Below are 19,941 nucleotides of genomic sequence, written 5' to 3'. Positions count from 1 at the left end.
ACCCTGGGGAAGTCCGGGCACCGGGCCCCGGAGATTCCCGATCCGCGAAGACTGGATGAACGACGATGCATCGGTACAGGTCCCACACCTGCGGCGAGCTCCGCGCCTCTGACGTCGGCACCGACGTCCGGCTGAGTGGCTGGCTGCACAATCGGCGCGACCTGGGCGGCATCCTCTTCATCGATCTGCGCGACCACTACGGCATCACGCAGCTGGTCGCCCGACCCGGCACGTCCGCCTACGAGGCGCTGGACAAGGTCTCCAAGGAGTCCACGGTCCGAGTGGACGGCAAGGTTGTTTCACGTGGAACCGAGAACGTGAACCCGGACCTGCCCACCGGTGAGATCGAGGTCGAGGTCGGCGAGGTCGAGCTGCTCGGCGCCGCCGCCCCGCTGCCCTTCACCATCAACACCGAGGACGGCGTCAACGAGGAGCGCCGCCTCGAGTACCGCTTCCTCGACCTGCGCCGCGAGCGCATGCACCGCAACATCATGCTGCGTACGGCGGTCATCTCCGCCATCCGGCACAAGATGACGGCGCTGGGCTTCAACGAGATGGCGACGCCGATCCTGTCCGCGACCTCCCCCGAGGGCGCCCGCGACTTCGTCGTCCCCTCCCGCCTGAACCCGGGCAAGTTCTACGCCCTGCCGCAGGCCCCGCAGCAGTTCAAGCAGCTGCTGATGATCTCCGGCTTCGACCGCTACTTCCAGATCGCGCCCTGCTTCCGCGACGAGGACGCCCGCGCCGACCGCTCGCCGGGCGAGTTCTACCAGCTCGACGTCGAGATGAGCTTCGTCGAGCAGGAGGACGTCTTCCGCCCGATCGAGCAGCTGATGACCGAGCTGTTCGAGGAGTTCGGCGGCGGCCGCCACGTCACCTCGCCGTTCCCGCGGATCCCGTTCCGCGAGGCGATGCTGAAGTACGGCTCCGACAAGCCGGACCTGCGCGCCCAGCTGGAGCTGGTCGACATCACCGACGTCTTCGAGGCGTCCGAGTTCAAGGCGTTCGCCGGCAAGCACGTGCGCGCGCTGCCGGTCCCGGCCGTCCAGGACCAGCCCCGCAAGTTCTTCGACCAGCTCGGCGAGTTCGCGATCACGCTCGGCGCCAAGGGCCTGGCCTGGGTGCGCGTCGGCGAGGACGGCCAGCTGTCCGGCCCGATCGCCAAGTTCCTCACCGAGGAGAACGTCAAGGTCCTCACCGAGCGCCTCGGCCTGGAGGCCGGTCACGCCGTGTTCTTCGGCGCGGGCGAGTTCGACGAGGTCTCGAAGATCATGGGCGCGGTGCGGGTCGAGGCCGCCAAGCGCGCCGGGCACTTCGAGGAGAACGTCTTCCGCTTCTGCTGGATCGTCGACTTCCCGATGTACGAGAAGGACGAGGAGACCGGCGCGATCGACTTCTCGCACAACCCGTTCTCCATGCCGCAGGGCGGCCTGGAGGCCCTGGAGACCCAGGACCCGCTGGACATCCTGGGCTGGCAGTACGACATCGTCTGCAACGGCGTCGAGCTGTCCTCCGGCGCGATCCGGAACCACGAGCCGGAGATCATGCTGAAGGCCTTCGAGATCGCGGGCTACGACCGGGAGACGGTCGAGGAGAAGTTCGCCGGCATGCTGCGCGCCTTCCGCTTCGGCGCCCCGCCGCACGGCGGTATCGCCCCCGGCGTCGACCGCATCGTCATGCTCCTCGCGGACGAGCCGAACATCCGCGAGACCATCGCCTTCCCGCTCAACGGCAACGCCCAGGACCTGATGATGGGCGCGCCGACCGAGCTGGAGGAGGCGCGGCTGAAGGAGCTGCACCTGTCGGTGCGCAAGCCGCAGCCGAAGTAGGCGGCCGAAAGCCGAAGGGCGCCCGGGTGTTCCCGGGCGCCCTTCGGCTTTTCTGGGAGGAGCGTCGGGACTCGGCGATGCCGGTTCCGGTGCGGGGGTCGAAGACGGCGTAGACGGGGATGCCGATCAGGGCCTCGTCGAGGACCGCGCTCAGCTCGCGGAGGGCTTCCCGTGCGACGTCCGGGTCTTCATGCTCCAGATTGTTCTCGCACTGGCCAGAGTATCCGGCCTGCCGGAAGAGAACGGGACAGAAGGGTCTCAGGCAGTGGTGACGAGGCGTGTGTTGCAGTCACGGCAGAGTCCTGGGGTCGGTGAGCGGAAGGCGCGGTCGCAGCCGTCGCAGGTCTGGAGGGGGTGGCGGGGCTCGGGGGCCGGTGAGGCCGGGGGCCGGAACGGTGGCGGGGGCGGCAGCTGGGCGGCCAGGCGGTGGGCGAGGAGGGCGGCCGGACGGATCAGGGGTTCCGCTGGGAGGTTCCCGGTGAGGGCGTGGCGTACGGCGGTGGGGGTCAGGTCGCGGTCCAGCCAGGCGGCGACGCCCGGGGCGAGGTGTTCGGCGTCGGTGGCGGACAGCAGCAGGCGGGGGTCGTGGCGGCGCAGGCCGGAGAGGACGTCGACGGCCGTCTGGAGCAGGGTGGGCGAGGGGCACGACGGCTGGGGGACGGCGGGGAGGCGCTTGCGTGGCGCGGGCTCGTCGGGGGCCGTACGCCGGGCGGGCCCGCGGGAGGCCGCCTCCCGGGCGGCGCGGTGTCCGGGCCTGTTGCAGGAGACCGTGCGGGTGACGATCCGGCCGGTGGGGGTGCGTTCGCGGGTGCGGCGGAGGTAGCCGTGGGCTTCCAGCTCGCGCAGGGCGGCGGCGATACGGGTGGGGCCCTCGGGGAAGCGGGCGGCGAGGGTCTTGATGTCGACAGCGGTGCCCGGCCGTACCGACTGGATGTAGCAGGCCAGTCCGATGGCGAGCAGGGACAGCTCCGCGTGCTGGGCCAGGTCGTTGCCGATCACCGTGAAATTCTCGGTGTGGCGGACGTGGTCGTGGACGACGCCGGCGGTCCGCTGCCCGTCGGGGTGGTTTTTGCCCGGGATACGGGACTGGGCGCACGGGGCCGCGCTAGGGTTTTCGGTGTCCATCGGGAAGCTCTTCTCTTCCTCGGTGGTCAGGCCCTCGCAGGGATCGCTACTCCCGGCGGGGGCCGTCTCATGTCTGCGGTCGGATCTTGCTTCGGTGAGCGTAAGGCAGGCAACCGGGCCCGAATCCAGCCGAGTTGGGCATATTCACTCGCGGGAGTGAGTTTGCCCGGCGGGAGGGAGGGGTGGGGCTTGGTGGGGTGCTTTCTCCCCTGTGGGCAGTGCATAGGGAGCGCAGGTCAGACCGGAGACTGGGCAGTCAGGTGCCGGTGATTCGCCCGATGGCAGGGTGAGTTCGGCCCATACCGTCTTGCGGGGTGGCAGGCCGTGGGCGGCTCCCCAGCGGTCGGCGAGGGCCGCCACGAGGGTCAGGCCACGGCCGGCTTCCTCGGCGGGATCGTCGGGCTGGAGGCGAGGCAGCCGGTCACCGCGCGTGTCCGTCACCTCGATGCGGAGGGTCCCGCCGACCACGTAGAGCAGGAGCTGGAAGTTCCGGCCGAGGACGCGGCCATGGGTGGCGGCGTTGTTGGCCAGTTCGGCCACGATGAGTCGCGCCGGGTCCAAAGGCAGTCCCCAGGCGCGCAGTTGCTCGGTGGCGAGCAGCCGGGCGAGGCGGGCACCTCGGGGAGTGGGGGAGAGCAGGACGTCGAAGTGGCGGATGGGGGCGCCGGGTTGGGGGAGTTTTTGGATCACATCACTCAGCGTGGCCGAGTGCGCCTACCGTGAGGAGTGATGCCGCGGTTGCGTACGGTGACTGTCCGGCCGTTGTCCGGTGGTGTCCGGGCTTGTCGGGGCGGTGCGTACGGGTAGGGCCGTGGCTGGTACGAGGCGGTACGACGGAGGGGCGCGCATGTCGGTGGACGGCGAGGTTCGGCGGCTGAGGACCGAGGCTGACGAGCCGGGGTGGGAGGTGGACCCGGACGACGAGTGGGGCGTGGCTGTTGTGGCCACCGTGGGGCGGCAGCTGAAGCTCCGGCGCGAGGCGGTGGGGATGCGGGCCGGAGACTTCGGGAAGGCCGTGGGGTACGGCGAGGACCTCGTCTACAAGATCGAGAGCGGTAAGCGGATTCCCCGGCCCGAGTTCCTGGACAGGGCGGACGAGGTGCTGGGGGCGGGCGGGTTGCTCTCGGCGATGAAGGAGGACGTGGCGAGGGTCCGGTACCTGAAGAAGGTGCGGGACCTGGCACAGATGGAGGCGCGGGCGGTCGAGATCGGGGTGTACGAGGACAGCAACATCGCAGGTCTGTTGCAGACCGAGGAGCATATGAGGGCGCTCTTCGGTGTGTGGCTCCCCGCCTACTCGGATGAGGAGACGGAGCGCATGGTGGCCGCGCGCATGGCTCGCCGTTCGATCTTCGAGAGGTCACCTGCGCCGACGCTCAGCTTTGTCCAGGAAGAGGTGACGCTTCGGCGACCGGTCGGGGGCAAAATGGTGTGGCGTCGGCAGCTCGAACGTTTGCTTGAGCTGGGGGAGTTGAGGAACGTGGCGATCCAAGTGATGCCGACAGACGTCGAGGACCACTTCGGCACGGGTGGTCTGATCGAGGTGCTGAAGTTCTCGGACGGTACGGCTGTAGGGCGCTCAGAGGGGGCGTTCAACGGTCGGCCCGTGACCGATCCGAAGCAGATCCGCATCCTTGACCTGCGCTATAGCATGATCCGGGCCCAGGCGCTCACGCCCCGAGAGTCGCGGGCCTTCATCGAGCAGATGCTTGGAGAAACATGAGCGGCAACCCCACCACCGAGGACAGCTCCGCGCTGGCGTGGTTCAAAAGCAGCTACAGCAGCAGCGGCGACGGCAACTCCTGCGTGGAAGTCGCCACCACTCCCGGCACCGTCCACGTCCGCGACTCCAAGTACCAGGACGCCAGCCCCCGCCTCGCCCTCGCGTCGGAGGTGTGGGCGGACTTCGTGACGTACTGCGCGTCCGTAAGCCCGCCCCTCGACTGACCGCGCCCTTACCGCGCCACGAACTGGGTGAGGATGGCCTGCACCTCGTAGATGTCCACGCCCTTGGTGAAGGTCTTCTCGATCGGCATCGAGCTGCCCGACAGCCAGATCTTCAGCTCGGCGTCGAGGTCGAACGTGCCGGCGGTCTCCACCGCGAAGTGGGTGATGCTGCGGTACGGGATGGAGTGGTACTCCACCTTCTTGCCGGTGATGCCCTGCTTGTCGACCAGGATCAGCCGCCGGTCCGTGAACAGGATGGTGTCGCGGATCAGCAGGTAGGCGGCGTGCACCTGCTCCCCCTGGCCCAGCAGCCGGGCGTAGTCCTGCGCGGCCTGTGCCGGGTCGATCGCGTGCGCGTTACCGAAAAGAGCCATGAAAGTGGACCCCCCACTCGAATGTCACATGAACGGACTTCATGTGATCTTGGCCAGGTATACCTGCTGCGCAGGGGGGCCGAGAAGAGCTGGTGGGCGAGCTGTTACGCGGCTGTTTCCCCGCCGAAGCGCTCCTTGTACGCGGCGAGGTCGTCGTCCGTGAGCTTGGCGAACAGCACCGGCGGCACCGTGAACGGCGTGCCGACCGGTACGGCGGTCAGCGCGCGGGCCTCCTCCGGGGTGACCCAGGACGCCGTGTCGTCGGCCAGTTCGAACGCGCCGCGCATGGCCGCCGAGGTCGCCGGGATGAACGGCTCGGAGACCACCGCGTACAGGTGGATGAGGTTCATCGCGGTCCGCAGGGTGAGAGCCGCGCCCTCCTTGTCGGTCTTGATCTCCAGCCAGGGGGCCTTCTCCTCCAGGTAGGAGTTGCCCGCGGACCACAGGGCGCGGAGCGCAGCGGCGGCCTTGCGGAACTGGAGGGCCTCCATGTGCTCCTCGTACTCCGCCAGGAGCCGGGCGATCTCCTCGCCGAGGCGGGCCTCCGCCTCGCCGGGCTCGCCGCCCGCCGGGACCTCCTCGCCGAAGCGCTTCTTGGAGAAGGAGAGGACTCGGTTGACGAAGTTGCCCAGGGTGTCGGCCAGGTCCTTGTTCACCGTCGCCGTGAAGTGCTCCCAGGTGAACGACGAGTCGTCCGACTCCGGGGCGTTGGCGATGAGGAAGTAGCGCCAGTAGTCGGCGGGCAGGATCTCCAGCGCCTGGTCGGTGAAGACACCGCGCTTCTGGGAGGTGGAGAACTTTCCGCCGTAGTACGTCAGCCAGTTGAAGGCCTTGACGTAGTCGACCTTCTTCCACGGCTCGCGGACGCCCAGCTCGGTCGCCGGGAACATGACCGTGTGGAACGGGACGTTGTCCTTGGCCATGAACTCGGTGTAGCGGACCGTGTCGTCCGCCTCGTACCACCAGGACTTCCAGTGCCGGTTCTCCGGGTCCTGGTCCGCCCACTCCTTCGTCGCGCCGATGTACTCGATCGGGGCGTCGAACCAGACGTAGAAGACCTTGCCCTCCGCCGCCAGGTCCGGCCAGGTGTCCGCGGGGACCGGGACGCCCCAGTCCAGGTCACGGGTGATGGCGCGGTCGTGCAGGCCCTCGTTCAGCCACTTGCGGGCGATGGAGGAGGCCAGCTGCGGCCAGTCGTCCTCGTGGCGGGCCACCCAGGCCTCGACCTCGTGCTGGAGCTTGGACTGGAGGAGGAAGAGGTGCTTGGTCTCGCGGACCTCGAGGTCCGTGGAGCCGGAGATCGCCGAGCGCGGGTCGATCAGGTCGGTCGGGTCCAGGACACGGGTGCAGTTCTCACACTGGTCGCCGCGGGCCTTGTCGTAGCCGCAGTGGGGGCAGGTGCCCTCGACGTAGCGGTCCGGGAGGAAGCGGCCGTCGGTGGGGGAGTACACCTGCCGGATGGCGCGCTCCTCGATGAAGCCGTTCTCGTTCAGCTTGCGCGCGAAGTGCTGGGTGATCTCCACGTTCTGGGCGCTGGAGCTGCGGCCGAAGTAGTCGAACGCCAGTGCGAAACCGTCGTAGACGGCCTTCTGGGCGTCGTGCGCCTGCGCGCAGAACTCGTCGACCGGCAGGCCCTGCTCCTTCGCGGCCAGCTCGGCGGGCGTGCCGTGCTCGTCCGTCGCGCAGATGTACAGGACGTCGTGACCGCGCTGGCGGAGGTACCGGGAGTACACGTCCGCCGGGAGCATGGACCCCACCATGTTGCCCAGGTGCTTGATCCCGTTGATGTACGGAAGGGCGCTGGTGATGAGGTGTCGAGCCATCGGGGGGCTGCTCCCAGGTCGGTGTTCTTGTCTGTTGCGAACCTTGAAATCGTAGCCGACATGGGTGGGCCGCCCGCTTCCCGTTTTGAGGGGTGGGAAGGGGCGGCCCTTCGGGCGTGAGGCCGAGGCGGGGTTCGAGGCGGGGTTCGAGGCGCGGTTCTACGGGCGCCAGCCCGCCAGTACGCCCTTGTACAGCTCGGCGTCCGTCAGCTCTCGCGGGGCCGGGCCCGCGTGGAAGAAGGACGCGTTGTCCGACTTCAGCTTGCGCAGGTAGTCGAAGGCCTTGTTGTCGTGCTCACCGAAGGCGACGAAGGCGAAGTGGATGTGGGGGTGGCTGCTCGCGGCGGCGGTCAGGGCCTGGGTCGCCGGGGTCTTCGCGTCCGGCGCGCCGTCGGTCTGGAAGATCACAAGGGCGGGGGTGTCCGCGCCGGCCGTCTTGTCGTGGTGGGCGAGGACATCCTCGACGGCCACGTGGTAGCTGGTACGGCCCATGCGGCCCAGGGCGGCGTGCAGCTCGTCGATCTTGTTCTCGTGGTCGGAGAGGGTCAGCTCGCCGGTGCCGTCCAGCTCCGTGGAGAAGAACGTGACGTGGACCGTCGCCTCCGGGTCCACGTGAGCGGCGAGCGCGAGGGTCTGCTCCGCGAGGGCCTGGGCGGAGCCGTCCTTGTAGTACGGGCGCATGGAGGCGGAGCGGTCGAGAACGAGGTAGAGCTTCGCTCGGGTGCCGGTGAGGTCGGCTTTCTTGAGGGCGGCGCCGGCCGCCTTGTAGGCGGTGGTGAGGGCGGGGGCGCGGGACTTCAGGCGGGTGAGGGGGAGGGCGGGGGTGGGCTTTGTGTCGGCCTCGGCGTTGTCGTCGGCGTCGGCGTCGGCGGTCGCGGTTGCGGATGCGGGTTCCGGTTCGGGGGTGGTGTCGGCCTCGGCTTCGCCTTCGGCCGTGGTGTTCCCACCCGCACCACCCGTGACGGTTTCGTCGTCGGGTGCGGGTGGCCCCTGCGGGGCGGGCTCGCCGTCGGCGGCTGCGGGCTCGGGGGTGGCGGCTGGCGTCGGCTCCGCCGTGACTTCCGGGGCGGGGGTCGGCTCGGGCTCCGCTGAAGCCTCCGGCTCGGTGGCCGTCTCCGGCTCAGGGGTCGCCTCGGCGGCCGGGGTCGCTTCGGGCTCCGCCGGTGCTTCCGGCTCAGGGGTGATCACCTCGGCGGTCGGCTCGGGGTTCGCCGACGCCTCCGGCTCCGGCGCGGGCTGCGGCTCCTGCTCCGGCTTCGGGGCCTCCTCTGCCTCAGGGGCCTCCGTCGCCACGGACCCTTCCTCGCCCGGCGTCTCCTCGGCCTTCGCCGTCTCCTCCGGCTCCGGCGTCTCCTCGGCCTTCGGCGTCTCCTGGGCCTCCGCCGTCTCCTCGACCTGCGGCGTCTCCTCGGCCTTCGGCGTCTCCTGGGCCTCCGCCGTCTCCTCGACCGAGGTCTGCTCCTCGGCCTTCGGCGTCTCCTCGACCGAGGTCTGCTCCTCGACCGAGGTCTGCTCCTCGACCTTCGGCGTCTCCTCGGCCTTGGGCGCTTCCTCGACCGGCGTCTGCTCCTCGGCCTTCGGCTTTTCCTCCGCCCCCGGCGTCTCAACCGGCCTCGGCGTCTCCTCGACCGGTGTCTGCTTTTCGGTCCCCGGCGTCGTGTCCGCCCCCGCCGTCTCCTCCCCCTGCGGCGGCCTCGGGACCGTCACATTGTCGAAGGCCGCGGCGACGAGTTCGTGTTCCTCGGCGGTCGGGCGGGGGTCCGGGGCTGTGGGCGCCGGGGTTTCCTTCGGGGCCGGGGTCTCCCGGCGTGCCGGGGGTTCCTGGCCTGCCGGGGGTTCCTGGCCTGCCGGGGTTTCCTTCGGGGCCGGGGCCTCCTGGCGTGCCGGGGTTTCCCGTTCTGCCGGGGCAGCTTCCTGGACCGGCGGCGCTTCCGAGGTTGCCGGAGTTTCCTGGGTGGCACCCTCCGGCTCGGCCTGGCGTGGCTTGCGGGATCGGCCGAATGCGTTCCGCAGGAGAGTGAGAATGCCCATGTGCGCAACCCTTCGCGTGAGTTGTAGCCCGTCAATCCCTGGCCACGACGGACACGTAAGGTTAGCGGGCTCTGGTGGCGATCTTGAGGGGTGTCAAGGGCTCACTACAGCCACTGTGGGTTCACTCCCCGTTCACGCTCTGGCCCCGCTCCCGCACAAACGTGCTCCTAGCGTCCGTGGCGCTGGAATCCAGGGGAAGTCAGGGGAGAACAGACAAGTGCGTCGTATCACGCTGCCCATCATCAGAACGTCGTCCGACTCGCATCCGGGTGGCAGGTCCGCTCTGACCTGCCGTTTCCGGTGTGGTGACGCCTGTTTCCACGAGGTGCCGAACACCACCGCCAACCCGTACGTCGGCGACGTCATCGCCTCCGCCCTCAGCCGCCGCTCCGTGATGCGTGCCGCCGCCGTCGTGACCGCGACCGCCGCCGCGGGTGCTGCCGTGGTGGCCGGTACGCCCACGCCCGCGAGCGCCGCCCCCGCGGCCGGCCTGCCCGCGAAGGACGCCTCCGGCGCCAAGGGCAGGGGCGCCCGTGGTCTGCGGTTCACCCCGGTCGCGCCGAACACCGCCGACGCCGTCACCGTCCCCGACGGCTACGCGCAGAACGTCGTCATCCGCTGGGGCGAGCCCATCCTGCGTGGTGCGCCCGCGTTCGACCCGGAGAAGCAGTCGGCGAAGGCGCAGGCCGGGCAGTTCGGGTACAACAACGACTTCCTCGCGCTGCTGCCGCTGCCGGGCGAGCGCGGGCGGCAGATCCTCGTCGCGAATCACGAGTACACCGACGAGGTGCTGATGTTCCGCGGCTACGACGCCGCGAACCCGACCCGCGAGCAGGTCGAGATCGCCTGGGCCGCCCACGGGCTCTCCGCGGTCGTCGTCGAGGGCGAGCGGCGGACCGGCAAGCTGGTCGCCGTGCCCCGGCACCCGCTGAACCGGCGTGTCACCGCCACCACCGAGTTCCGGCTGACCGGCCCGGCCGCCGGGTCCGACCTGCTGAAGACGTCCGCCGACCCGACCGGCACCAAGGTGCTCGGCACCCTCAACAACTGCTCCGGTGGCACCACCCCGTGGGGCACCACGCTGCACGGCGAGGAGAACTTCAACCAGTACTTCGCGAACGCGAGCCGTGCCACCGACAAGCGGTACGGGCTGGGTTCCGGCGCCACCGAGCGCAAGTGGGAGCGTTTCGACAAGCGGTTCGACGTGGCGCAGGAGCCGAACGAGCCGCACCGCTTCGGCTACGTCGTCGAGCTGGACCCGTACGACCCGGACTCCACGCCCCGCAAGCACACCGCGCTCGGCCGTTTCAAGCACGAGGGTGCGACGGTGCGGCTGACCGAGGACGGGCGGCCGGTCGTGTACTCCGGTGACGACGAGCGGTTCGACTACTTCTACAAGTTCGTCGGCAGCAAGCGGATGAAGACGGGCTCGTCGCGGGCCGTGCGCGAGCACAACCTCTCACTGCTCGACGAGGGCACGCTGTACGTCGCGAGGCTCACCGGCGACTCCCCGGCGATCGAGATCGACGGCACCGGCAAGCTGCCGTCCGACGGCGAGTTCGACGGCTCCGGCGAGTGGATCCCGCTGGCCACCGCGACCGCCGACGGCGCCGTCTCGCACGTGGAGGGCATGACCGCCGAAGAGGTGTTCGTCTTCACGCGGCTCGCCGGTGACAAGGTCGGCGCGACGAAGATGGACCGGCCCGAGGACATCGAGCCGAACCCGCACACCGGCAAGGTGTACGTGGCGCTCACCAACAACAGCAACCGGGGCAAGACCGGTTACGCCGCCGCCGACGAGGCGAACCCGCGCAACAGCAACAAGCACGGTCAGGTGCTGGAGCTGACCGAGCGCTGGAACCGCGCGGACAGCAGGAAGTTCGCCTGGTCGCTGTTCCTCGTCGCCGGTGACCCGAACGACCCGGCCACCTACTTCGCCGGGTTCCCGAAGGACAAGGTCAGCCCGATCTCCTGCCCGGACAACGTGGCCTTCGACCCGCACGGCAACCTGTGGATCTCCACGGACGGCGCGCAGCTCGGCTCGCACGACGGGCTGTTCGGCGTGGCGACGCGGGGTGACCGGCGCGGTGAGCTGAAGCAGTTCGCGACCATGCCGAACGGGGCGGAGACCTGCGGGCCGGTGATCCAGGACCGGCGGGTGCTGGTGGCCGTGCAGCACCCGGGTGAGATCGACGGGGCGAGCGTCGAGAAGCCGGCGTCGGCGTGGCCCGACGGTCCCGGGAAGATCGTACGGCCCGCCGTCGTGGCCGTGTGGCGCGAGGACGGGGCCGACATCGGCGTCTGATCCGGCCGGCCGGATCCTCAGTGCGGCGACGCGATCGCTCGCGCCGCCGCCACTTCCTGGCGTACCGGCTCCAGGACGCTGCCCGGCGGGCCGGTGAGGTCGGTGCGGACGGCGTACAGGGTCTCCGCCTCCCGTACGCCGTCCGCGAGTTCCCTCAGTTGCAGGGCGACCTGCGTGACCTCGGCCGCGGACGGTGCCGCCGCGCCCTGTTTCACCCGGACGCGGGCCGCCGTCGTCGCGTCGACGATGCGTTCCACCGCCACCACCAGGGGCCACCAGGCCGCCGCGAGGCGGCCGGTCGGCGGCGGCTCGGTCAGGGCACGCTGGAACTCGGTGCGGATGGCGGAGAGGTCGCGGTAGAGGCGGCGGCGCATCCGGGCGCGGTCCGCCGGCTCCGCCCCCGGGTGGAACGCGCATTCGACGTAGTGCGCGGTGTCGGCGACCGCGTCCGCGAGGCGGTCGCCGACCCGGGTGTGCCAGCTCTCCGGCCACAGCAGATAGCCCGCGACGAGCGCGATCGCGCAGCCGATGAGGGAGTCCACGAGGCGGGGCAGCAGCAGGGCGGTGCCCTCGCGGTTGAGGATGTCGGAGAGGAGCAGGATCACCGGGGTGATGGCGGCTGTCTGATAGCCGTAGCCCCTGGGGGTGAGGGCCGGGATCAGCGGGGCCAGGAGCAGTATGACCGGTACGTCCCACCAGCCGCGCGGTACTTCGGCGAGGACGGCGGCGGCGACGACCAGTCCGGCGACCGTGCCGAGGGCGCGCAGCAGGGCGCGGGAGAAGACCGAGCCGAAGTCGGGCTTGAGGACGAAGGTGATGGTCAGGGCGATCCAGTAGGAGCGGGGGACCGGGACGGTCGACACCAGGACCTGCGCGATGCCGATGCACAGTGCGAGGCGCAGGCCGTAGCGCCAGGACGCGGCGGACAGCAGGACGCCGCGGGCGGCGCGGGCGGCGCGGACGCGCAGGACGGCGGGTCGGCCGAGGGGGTCGGGGGTGCCGGTGGGGTCGATGTCGGGGGTGGCGACCACGTCGGCGGCGTGGCGCAGGGCCTGGTCGACGGCGCGGCCCGTCTCCGTCAGCGGCAGCGGCAGGCGGAGCCCTATCGGTCCGCTGTAGCCGGTTTCGACCGCTTCGGCGAGATGCCGGGTGGCCTGCGGGACCTCGGGCGGGAGCGGGACGCCGGCCAGGTGGGCCGCGGGGGCCGCCTCGACGACCGGGGTGACCGCGTTCAACTGGGCGAGCAGACGGGTCAGTTCGCGGCTGCGGCTGTGGTAGCGGGAGCGGTGGGCGAGGACGACGTCGTACGTCTGGTTGAGGGCCTGGGTGGCGGCGTGCCGGGCCTCGTCGTACGTCTCGTTGTCGGCGCCGCACGCGGCGAGCAGGTCGGCGACGGCCCGGTAGGCGCCCGCGACGGCGGTGCGTTCGGGCACTCCGGAGCGCAGCGGCCAGGACAGCAGGGCGAGGGCGAGGACGAGGAGTCCGCCGCCGGTCATCAGCAGCGGGGCCAGCCACCAGGGGCCGGGCATGGGCAGGCCCGCTCCGACCACGGCGTTGAGCAGCAGGAGCAGTCCGGAGACGGAGGCGACGGCGCCGATCGTCGAGATCATCCCGGAGACCAGCGCGACGGCGGTGAGCACGGCGACGGCGACCCAGCCGTGCCCGTAGGTGAGGGAGCCGAGGGTGACGCCGACGGCGCCGAACAGCTGGGGGACGGCGATGTTCAGGATGCGCAGGTGGTAGGCGTCGGCGGTGTCGCCGATGACGCCGGAGAGGGCGCCCATGGAGGCGAGGGCGCCGTACGCGGGTTCGCCGGCCGCGAGCCCGACGGCGAGCGGGAGCGCCATCGCGACGGCGGCCCTGGCCATGGCGGGCCGGTTGACGGGGGCCCGCTGGGGTCGGAGGTTCCGGACCAGCCAGTCGGGAGGGGTGAGGCCGATGCGGAACTCTCGGGGCATGCGCCCATTATGGGCGCCTTGTGCAGGTCGGCGGGGCCTAGACCTCGTCGTCGTGGAGCGTGAGTTCGACGAGGACGGCCCGGTGGTCGGTGCCGGTGAGGTCGAGGAAGCGGGTCTCCTGGGCGGCGAAGTGCCGGGAGACGAGGACGTGGTCGATCTGGACGCCCAGCGTGGGCGCGGTGCGGGCGGGCCAGGTGGGGGTGCGGTCGGCGCCGGTGAGGCGGGCGGCGTCGCGCAGGCCGGTGTCGAGGACGCGGCGGAAGGCGGCGTGGTCCTGGGAGGCGTTGAAGTCGCCGGCGACGACGGTGGGGGTCTCGTGGTCGGCGGCCGCGTGGTCGCGCAGGGCGTCCAGTTCACGACGCCAGACGCCGACCTGGCCGGGCAGCGGCGGCATGGGGTGGGCGAGCTGGAGCCGTACGGCGTGTCCGCGTACGTCGGCGACGGCGCCGGGCATGCCCATGGTGCCGGGCAGCACGGACGTGTTCCGCAGCGGGTGACGGCTGAGCAGCACCGAGCCCGCCGACCCGGTGCGGTGGGCGGCCGAGCGATGCGGGTACGTCTCCCCCACCCGCTGCCGCAGCAGGGTCTGGCAGGCCGGGTCGCACTCGGGGACGAACAAGACGTCGGGCCGGTGCCGCCGTACGGCGTCCGCCAGCTCGTCCGTGCCGTTGCCGAACGCGACGTTGGCGGTCAGCACCCGCAGCGTGGCGACGGGCGGCCCGTCGGGGTGCCCGCCGCCGGTGCCGTACGGCTCGATGAACCAGGCCAGCAGCCCGAGGGCGGCGACCCCCCACACCACCCCGGCCCACCACCGCCCGAGCAGGGCCAGCAGCAGTCCCGCGCCGGCCGGCACCAGCAGCCAGGGCAGGAACGCCAGCAGCTGCGGTACCGGCGTCACCCCGTCGACGTCGGCCGTACGGCAGCCGACGACCGCGCTGACCCCCGCCAGCAGCAGCCCGGAGCACCAGACCGCGGCCGTCCTCAGCGGAACTCCCGGACGACCTCGATGCGGCCGACGATGTGCGCGTTGAACTCCTCCAGCTCCTCGGCCGGAACCCAGAGTTCGAGGATGGTCTCGCCGCCCGCCTGGCGGACGGGGTAGCGCTCCAGGAAGGCGGAGTCGACCTCGAAGCGCGTGACGTAACCGGCGCCGGAGGCGGGGACGTTCCAGTCCCGCGCGATGCGGACGGCGTAGTCCTCGTTCAGGACCGGGTAGAAGATCGGCTGCTCGGGCAGGCGCGGCGGCCAGGCCGTCCAGCCGGAGGCCTCCACGAGGGCCAGTTCCTCCGGGCCCGTGGGGCGCCACAGGGTCGTCGTCTCGCGCATGAACGGTGACGGTAGCCGGGGGGCACCGCCGCCACCAGGGGATTACGGCGCGATCCGGGCCAGGAAGGCGGCCAGCGCCTCGTTGAACTCGGCCGGCCGTTCCAGGTTCGGCATGTGGGCCGCGCCCTTGACGACCCGCAGGGTGGAGTCGGGGAGCAGGGCGTGCAGGGACTCGGCGACGGGGACGGGGGTGTACTCGTCGTCCTCGCCGACGACGACCAGGGCCGGGACCGTGACCCGGGCCAGCACGGGCCGGTAGTCGGGGCGTTCGGCGCGGCCGCGCAGGGCCGCCGCGGCGCCCTCGGGCGGGGTCGCCGTCATCATGCCGTGCACATGGGACTGCACGGCCGGGTCGGCGTAGGGGGCGACCATCTTGTGCAGGACCTCGTCGGCGTAGCCCCGCATGCCCTCGCGCAGCAGCCGGTCGGCCATGGTGTTGCGGGCGCGCCTGCCCTCCGGTGTCTCGGGTTCGGCGAAGGTGTCGGCGAGGACCAGGCCGCGGACGCGGTCGCCGAAGCGGGCGCAGCACTCCATGGCGATCTGGCCGCCCATGGAGAGGCCCGCGAGCACGAAGGTGTCCACTCCCAGTTCGTCGAGCAGGGCCTCGATGTCCTCCGCGAAGGCGGACAGCGGGGTGACGCCGGGGACCACGGGGGAGGCGCCGTAGCCGCGCAGGTCGGGGGCGACGACGCGGCGGCTCGGGGCGAACGCCTCGATCTGCGGGGCCCACATGGTGTGGTCGAAGGGGTGGCCGTGGACGAGGACGAGCGGCACGCCGGTAGCGGAAGCGGTATCGGTGCCTTTGTCCTCGTATGCGAGGAAGGGGCTCATGGCGTCGACCGTACGGGCCGCCAACTCCTCGGTGCAATAGGATCTTTGCCCTCGGTGCAATGCCAACGAGGGGGCTCACATGGACGACTACCTGCGGCTCGCCGACCGTGTCGCCGCCGACATCGCCTCCGGCCGGCTCCGGCCGGGCCAGCGGCTGCTCCCGCAGCGGACGTTCGCCCGCCGGTGCGGGGTCGCCGCGTCCACGGCGGGCCGGGTCTACGGCGAACTGGTGCGGCGCGGCCTCGTCGTCGGCGAGGTCGGCCGCGGCACCTTCGTCCGGGCCACCCCGCCCGAGACCACCGACGCCCGCGCCCTCACCGAGCCGGCGGCCACCGCTCCCCCCGGCCGGGAGCCCGCCGGCCACCCGCCCGTCACCCCCGTCAACCTGGAGCTGAACTACCCTTCCGTCCCTGGCCAGTCCGAGCTGCTAGCCCCCGCCCTGGCCGCCCTCCTCGACCCGGCCTCCCTCACCGACGCGCTGCGCCCGGCCCCCGCCACCGGCACGTCCGGCGCCCGCGCGGCCGTGGCGGAGCTGCTCGGCGTTCCCGGGCACCGGCCCGCGCCGGGGCAGGTGCTGTTCACCGGCAACGGCCGTCAGGCCATCGCCGCCGCGCTGGCCTCGCTGGTCCGCCCCGGTGGCCGGGTGGGTGTGGAGAAGCTCACGTATCCGCTGGTCAAGGAGATCGCGGGGCGGCTCGGCATCACCCTCGTCCCGCTCGACACGGACGCCGAGGGACCGCTTCCGCGGTCCGTCGCCGCCGCGCACCGCAGCACCCCGCTCTCCGCCCTCTACCTCCAGCCGGCCCTGCACAACCCGACCTCGCGGACGATGCCCGAGCCGCGCCGGCGGGCCGTCGCGCGAGTCGTCACCGACCTGGGCATCCCGGTCGTGGAGGACCGCGTCTGGTCCTTCCTGCGGCCCGAGACCCCGCTCGCCGCCCTCGCCCCCGCCCTCACGCACGTCGTCGACGGGCTGTCCAAGCGGGTCGCGCCCGGTCTCACCACCGGCTTTCTCGTCGTACCGCAGGAGCGGGTGCCGGCCGTGGCCGCCGCGATCCGGTCCGGCGGCTGGAGCGCGGGCCGGTTCGCGCTGGACGCGGCGGTGCGGTGGATCGAGGACGGCACGGTGGCCCGGCTGGTGGCCGCCAAGCGGGCGGACGCGGCACGCAGGCAGCGGCTGCTCGCCGCCTGTCTGCCCGGATTCGCCGTACGGTCCGACCCGCACGCCTACTACGCCTGGTGGGAGCTGCCCGCGCCGTGGCGGGCCGACACCTTCACCGCGGCCGCCGCCGCCCACGGCATCGCCGTCACCCCCGGCCGCGCCTTCGCCGTGGACCCCGCCCACACCCCGGACGCGGTCAGGCTCGGGCTCGCGTCGGCTCCGCCGGCCGATCTGGAGCGGGCGCTGCGGACGCTCGCCGACGTCGCCCGGCGGGGCCGTAGCGGCCGCTGAGCCAGGCCGCCGCGGCGACCGCGAGGCCGACCGCGCACAGCAGCCAGGAGACCGCGCGCAGCGTGGTGGTGAGGGCGTCGTAGACGGCGCCGACGGCCGGGCGGTGCGACACGGCGGGCAGGCCGGCGAGGGTCAGCTGCCGGCCCACGGCGACCGCGAGGGCGAGCAGCGCGCCGCCGAGGGCGGTACCGAGCGCGGTCGCGGTGACGGCGCGGCGGCGGCAGGCGGCGACGGCGATCCCGGTGACGGCGAACACCGCGGACGCGGTGGGCAGCCAGAACCCGGCGACTTCGAGCACGTCGTACCCCTTGCGCAGCCGGTCGGCGTCCGACGCGGGCAGCACGGCGACCTCGGTGGGCCGGACGGGGATCCGGTCCGCCAACGCCGGGTTCCGGTCGGCGAGGTGGCGTCTGACCTCGGCGGCGACCGGGGCGACGTCGACGGTGACCGGTCCCTCGCCGTCCTGGCGGACGGCGTGCAGCAGCGCGGTGTGCGTGACCCGGTTCGCGGCGTCCCAGCCCGCGCGGAAGGCGTCGGTGCGGGTGAACGAGCGCAACGCGTCGTGCACGAACGGGCCCATGACGGCCCGTGACGGCGGGCTCAGCTGGTCCATCACCTCCGCCTCGACGGTGTCCACGACGGCTTCCCGCACCGCCGGATCGGCGGCGAGCGGCCCCATCGTGCGCACGTACCGGCCGGTGTCCGTCAGTCCGTACGCCGCCCAGGCCGCCAGCACGCCGAACGGCAGCGCGCAGCAGGCCAGGGCGATGAGCACGGCCGCCAGGCCGTCTCGCAGGCGGGGCGGAATACGGGGGGACACACCTCAAGGCAACGGCGTACGCGCGGGCCGCGCGAGCACGGTACGGCCGTATGGCGGCGTGCGGCGCCCGGGGCGGCGGCGCCTCACACACCGTCGGAACTGCGGTTTCCGCGCTCAAGTGGAGGGCTCACCCGAACGGGTGTTTCCTGGTGCTGTCGACACATTTGCTTTCAGGCCTCGTCGGGCGACCGGGAGCGACCGCGAACGGCTTCCCGTCGTCCAGGCGAGTGGAGGGATGAGGGAGACGCGCGGATCCCGGTCGCCATGCCGGGGTCCGCGCGCCGTCGTGGGTCAGCCGGTGCGCCGGCCTTCCGCGTCCTCGTGGGTGTAGTAGCGGTAGAACAGCACCGCGAACATGATCACCCCGATCCACGCGCCCATCCCGACGGAACCCCACGCGCTGGCGCCGGTCTGCGCGTACAGGAAGCCGAACGCGCAGCCCGAGAACACCCCCCACAGCAGCGCGTGCACTTCCCGCTGCAGGTGCGAGCCCGCCGCGCGGACGGCCATGCACAGCACGGTGAAGGCGAGCGCCGCCGCGAAGCCGAGCAGCAGGTTCCAGCCGGTGATGGGGCCCCCGGACCGGTCGTTGGCGGCCACCCAGTAGCCGTAGACGAGCCCGAGGCCCACGGGCCAGGCCCAGTGCGCGATCCGGTGGGTGCGCGCCGAGAACACATCGGGCAGGCGGGTGTCGCGGGTGGTGACGCCGGTGGTCCGCCGGGGGACCGGTGCAGCGTGAGCCATGGGAGGACTCCTCTCTCCTCGCCCCTGACTTCCAGGGCACACCTGGCCGACACCACCGGCAACTCGGCAGGTCACGCAGCGTGGCCGGGCCGGGCCGCGGGGGCGGGGACCGGATGCGCGGCGCCCGGCCCCGTGTTTCGCTGGGGGCCATGGAGCCCGTGAGCGCGCGCGACGGCCGCGGCGGCGTCCGGCGTCTGCGCGAGCGCTGTCCACGTGCCGCGCGCCCCGACGTACTGGACCGGCAGCAGCTGCTCCGGGTGCGCGGGCACAGTGTGGCGTGGGTGCCGCCGCTGCTGCTGCTCGTGACCATCGCCGTGATCGACGTGAACACCGGCGAGGACTTCCGGATCGTCTCCTGGATCGTGCTGGTGCCGGGGATCGCCGCCACCATCTGCGGAGTGTGGGGCACGGGCGTGTTCTCGGTGCTGTCCGTCGTGACGTACGCCGTCGTGGACGGCCTGTGGCCCGACGCCTACCAGGCGGGGCTGCCCGACTTCATCCTGGTCGCCGTGGGCGGCGTCCTCGCCACCCTGGCCTGCGCGGTACGGGTGCGCGGGCAGGAACACATGCTGAGGATGCGGTACATCACCGAGACCATCCGCCGGACCGTGCTGCGTCCGCTGCCGCCGGTGTGGGGCGGCCTGGAGCACGCCGAGGTGTACCTGCCCGCCGACGTGGAGGCGAGGGTGGGCGGCGACTTCTACGACATCCAGCCCGGCCCGAACGGCACCCGCGTGCTCGTCGGCGACGTCCAGGGCAAGGGCCTCGGCGCGGTGGAGACGGCGGCGGCGCTGCTCGGCACGTTCCGCGAGGCCGGGTACCACGAGGCGGACCTGCGGACGGTGGCCGAGCGGCTGGAGACCCGGATGTTCCGGCACCGGGGCCACACCGTCGCCGTGGGCCGCGCCGGGGAGGCCGACCGGTTCGCCACCGCCCTCCTCCTCGGCTTCCACGAGGACGCCCCCGGCACCGTCGACATCGTGAACTTCGGCCACGAGCCCCCGCTGGTCGCCGGCCCGCACGGCGTCCGCATCCTGCCGCCCGGCGACCGTCTCCCCCTCGGTCTCGGCGAACTCGCCGCCGGGAGCGCCTGCCCGCCGTCCGTGCGCCGCTTCCCCCTCGCCCCCGGCGAGACCGTGCTCCTCACCACCGACGGCGTCACCGAGGCCCGGGACGACGGCGGGGTGTTCTACCCGCTCGCCGACGCGGTGGCCGGCGTGCTCGCCGCCGACCCCCGCATGGCCGGTCCCCGGCGGCTGGTGGCGTACGTCCGGGACGCGGTGCTGCGGCACAGCGGCGGCCACCTGGAGGACGACACGACGATCTTCGCGGTCCGGCGGGCGGAGAGCGCCGGGCTGTGAAGACGCCCGCGCGG

At 72.2% G+C, this 19,941-nt stretch carries 17 protein-coding genes; 6 read left to right on the top strand and 11 right to left on the bottom strand.

Annotation, left to right across the window (positions count from 1 at the left end):
* The first annotated feature begins 65 nt into the window (after nucleotides 1-65).
* Nucleotides 66-1,829: an aspartate--tRNA ligase gene (aspS, locus tag ACSU6L_RS18085; RefSeq protein WP_437058082.1), complete on the top strand. Its 1,764-nt coding sequence runs from the start codon at nucleotides 66-68 to the stop codon at nucleotides 1,827-1,829.
* Nucleotides 1,830-2,087: 258 nt separating this feature from the next.
* Here the strand turns inward: aspS and ACSU6L_RS18080 are convergent, their stop codons facing one another.
* Together ACSU6L_RS18080 and ACSU6L_RS18075 are read right to left on the bottom strand one after the other, a co-directional pair.
* Nucleotides 2,088-2,954: a helix-turn-helix domain-containing protein gene (locus ACSU6L_RS18080; protein ID WP_437058080.1), complete on the bottom strand. Its 867-nt coding sequence runs from the start codon at nucleotides 2,952-2,954 to the stop codon at nucleotides 2,088-2,090.
* 144 nt (nucleotides 2,955-3,098) lie between these two features.
* Complete coding sequence (locus ACSU6L_RS18075; protein WP_437058078.1) at nucleotides 3,099-3,644, bottom strand: ATP-binding protein; 546 nt, start codon at nucleotides 3,642-3,644, stop codon at nucleotides 3,099-3,101.
* Nucleotides 3,645-3,801: 157 nt separating this feature from the next.
* Here ACSU6L_RS18075 and ACSU6L_RS18070 point away from each other — a divergent pair, with 157 nt between their 5' ends.
* Both ACSU6L_RS18070 and ACSU6L_RS18065 read left to right on the top strand, forming a co-directional pair.
* Entirely contained in the window at nucleotides 3,802-4,677 is an 876-nt protein-coding gene (locus ACSU6L_RS18070) for a helix-turn-helix domain-containing protein (protein ID WP_437058076.1), read from the top strand.
* Nucleotides 4,674-4,901: a DUF397 domain-containing protein gene (locus ACSU6L_RS18065; protein ID WP_437058074.1), complete on the top strand. Its 228-nt coding sequence runs from the start codon at nucleotides 4,674-4,676 to the stop codon at nucleotides 4,899-4,901. Before ACSU6L_RS18070 ends, ACSU6L_RS18065 begins: the two co-directional genes overlap by 4 nt.
* An 8-nt stretch (nucleotides 4,902-4,909) precedes the next feature.
* Here ACSU6L_RS18065 and ACSU6L_RS18060 read toward each other — a convergent pair whose 3' ends face one another.
* The 3 genes from ACSU6L_RS18060 to ACSU6L_RS18050 all read right to left on the bottom strand — a co-directional run bounded on the left by ACSU6L_RS18060 (nucleotide 4,910) and on the right by ACSU6L_RS18050 (nucleotide 9,129).
* Nucleotides 4,910-5,275: a PH domain-containing protein gene (locus ACSU6L_RS18060; RefSeq protein WP_437058072.1), complete on the bottom strand. Its 366-nt coding sequence runs from the start codon at nucleotides 5,273-5,275 to the stop codon at nucleotides 4,910-4,912.
* A gap of 104 nt (nucleotides 5,276-5,379) precedes the next feature.
* Nucleotides 5,380-7,098: a methionine--tRNA ligase gene (gene metG / locus ACSU6L_RS18055; protein WP_437058070.1), complete on the bottom strand. Its 1,719-nt coding sequence runs from the start codon at nucleotides 7,096-7,098 to the stop codon at nucleotides 5,380-5,382.
* Nucleotides 7,099-7,257: 159 nt separating this feature from the next.
* Nucleotides 7,258-9,129, bottom strand: coding sequence for a VWA domain-containing protein (locus ACSU6L_RS18050; protein ID WP_437058068.1), 1,872 nt, complete (start codon nucleotides 9,127-9,129; stop codon nucleotides 7,258-7,260).
* A 217-nt stretch (nucleotides 9,130-9,346) separates the two neighbouring features.
* Here ACSU6L_RS18050 and ACSU6L_RS18045 point away from each other — a divergent pair, with 217 nt between their 5' ends.
* Complete coding sequence (locus ACSU6L_RS18045; RefSeq protein ID WP_437058066.1) at nucleotides 9,347-11,434, top strand: PhoX family protein; 2,088 nt, start codon at nucleotides 9,347-9,349, stop codon at nucleotides 11,432-11,434.
* A gap of 17 nt (nucleotides 11,435-11,451) precedes the next feature.
* Here the strand turns inward: ACSU6L_RS18045 and ACSU6L_RS18040 are convergent, their stop codons facing one another.
* Genes ACSU6L_RS18040 through ACSU6L_RS18025 form a run of 4 tightly spaced genes read right to left on the bottom strand, consistent with a single transcriptional unit; the run spans nucleotide 11,452 to nucleotide 15,549 of the window.
* Nucleotides 11,452-13,392, bottom strand: a complete 1,941-nt coding sequence (locus tag ACSU6L_RS18040; protein ID WP_437058064.1) for an FUSC family protein — start codon at nucleotides 13,390-13,392, stop codon at nucleotides 11,452-11,454.
* 37 nt (nucleotides 13,393-13,429) lie between these two features.
* Nucleotides 13,430-14,377: an endonuclease/exonuclease/phosphatase family protein gene (locus ACSU6L_RS18035; RefSeq protein ID WP_437064945.1), complete on the bottom strand. Its 948-nt coding sequence runs from the start codon at nucleotides 14,375-14,377 to the stop codon at nucleotides 13,430-13,432.
* Nucleotides 14,374-14,718 carry a hypothetical protein gene (locus ACSU6L_RS18030; RefSeq protein ID WP_073944844.1) on the bottom strand — a complete coding sequence of 115 codons (345 nt, stop codon included), beginning with the start codon at nucleotides 14,716-14,718 and terminating at the stop codon, nucleotides 14,374-14,376. The genes ACSU6L_RS18035 and ACSU6L_RS18030 overlap by 4 nt, the downstream gene beginning before the upstream one ends.
* A 42-nt stretch (nucleotides 14,719-14,760) precedes the next feature.
* Nucleotides 14,761-15,549, bottom strand: coding sequence for an alpha/beta fold hydrolase (locus ACSU6L_RS18025; protein WP_437058062.1), 789 nt, complete (start codon nucleotides 15,547-15,549; stop codon nucleotides 14,761-14,763).
* A gap of 79 nt (nucleotides 15,550-15,628) precedes the next feature.
* On the opposite strand from ACSU6L_RS18025, the gene ACSU6L_RS18020 reads away from it, so the two are divergent.
* On the top strand, nucleotides 15,629-17,002 hold the full coding sequence (locus ACSU6L_RS18020) for a PLP-dependent aminotransferase family protein (RefSeq protein WP_437058060.1): 1,374 nt from the start codon (nucleotides 15,629-15,631) through the stop codon (nucleotides 17,000-17,002).
* Here ACSU6L_RS18020 and ACSU6L_RS18015 read toward each other — a convergent pair.
* Nucleotides 16,908-17,810, bottom strand: a complete 903-nt coding sequence (locus tag ACSU6L_RS18015; protein ID WP_437064944.1) for a hypothetical protein — start codon at nucleotides 17,808-17,810, stop codon at nucleotides 16,908-16,910. The two genes, ACSU6L_RS18020 and ACSU6L_RS18015, sit on opposite strands and share 95 nt — an antisense overlap.
* A gap of 303 nt (nucleotides 17,811-18,113) precedes the next feature.
* A complete protein-coding gene (locus ACSU6L_RS18010) occupies nucleotides 18,114-18,566 on the bottom strand; it encodes a hypothetical protein (protein ID WP_437058058.1) in 453 nt (150 codons plus the stop codon).
* A 149-nt stretch (nucleotides 18,567-18,715) separates the two neighbouring features.
* On the opposite strand from ACSU6L_RS18010, the gene ACSU6L_RS18005 reads away from it, so the two are divergent.
* Entirely contained in the window at nucleotides 18,716-19,927 is a 1,212-nt protein-coding gene (locus ACSU6L_RS18005) for a PP2C family protein-serine/threonine phosphatase (RefSeq protein ID WP_437058056.1), read from the top strand.
* The last annotated feature ends 14 nt before the right edge of the window (nucleotides 19,928-19,941 follow it).

The sequence above is a fragment of the Streptomyces sp. enrichment culture genome (assembly GCF_964272855.1).
Classification (GTDB): Bacteria; Actinomycetota; Actinomycetes; order Streptomycetales; family Streptomycetaceae; genus Streptomyces.
The sequence above is the reverse complement of the archived record's forward strand: the minus strand, read 5'-3'. Positions and strand labels throughout refer to the sequence as shown.